1 protein-coding gene is annotated in these 672 nt (G+C 72.3%); it reads left to right on the top strand.

Annotation, left to right across the window (positions count from 1 at the left end; genetic code table 11):
- The first annotated feature begins 24 nt into the window (after positions 1 to 24).
- A complete protein-coding gene (gene dacB, locus ACFV4N_RS42505) occupies positions 25 to 645 on the top strand; it encodes a D-alanyl-D-alanine carboxypeptidase/D-alanyl-D-alanine endopeptidase (RefSeq protein WP_499678369.1) in 621 nt (206 codons plus the stop codon).
- Positions 646 to 672: the final 27 nt, after the last annotated feature.

Genomic DNA, 672 nt, shown 5'->3' with positions numbered 1-672 from the left:
AACCCCTCGATCAACCATCCCTAAATCCTCGTGCCGTTCCTCAAGCTGAGCAACAACATGCACGCCGAGGCCATCGTCAAGACGCTGGGGCGGAAGTTCCACGGCCAGGGCACCTGGTCGGCCGGCATCCGGGCGCTGGAGTCGCTGCTGCCCGGGCTGGGCGTCGACCCGCTGACCATGAACATGTTCGACGGCTCGGGCCTGTCCAGGATGAACGTCCTGTCCCCGGACCTGCTGGTGGGCGTCCTGCGGTCGGCGCGGACCAAGCCGTGGTTCCGGAGCTGGTACGACGCGCTGCCGGTGGCCGGCCGGCCGGACCGGCTGGAGGGCGGCACCCTGCGCAGCCGGATGACGGGCACCGCCGCCGCGGGCAACGTGCGCGCCAAGACCGGCTCGCTGACCGGGGTGACCGGGCTGTCCGGCTACGTGACCAACGCCGACGGCCGCGAGCTGGTGTTCTCCATGGTGTTCAACAACTTCGTGTCGGGCGTGCCCCGCGACATCGAGGACGCCATCGCGGTGCGCCTGGCCTCCGACCGGGCCGGCCAGTCCCAGCCGGGGGTCCGGGCCGGGCTCCGGGCCGCGCCGGGCTCGGAGGCGGACCCGGTGCGCGACCTGGAGTGCTCCTGGACCAAGTCCTGCTGAGGGCGCGGGTGCGGGCGGTGTCGACCC

Source organism: Actinosynnema sp. NPDC059797 (assembly GCF_042732085.1).
GTDB lineage: Bacteria > Actinomycetota > Actinomycetes > Mycobacteriales > Pseudonocardiaceae > Actinosynnema.
The sequence above is the reverse complement of the archived record's forward strand: the minus strand, read 5'-3'. Positions and strand labels throughout refer to the sequence as shown.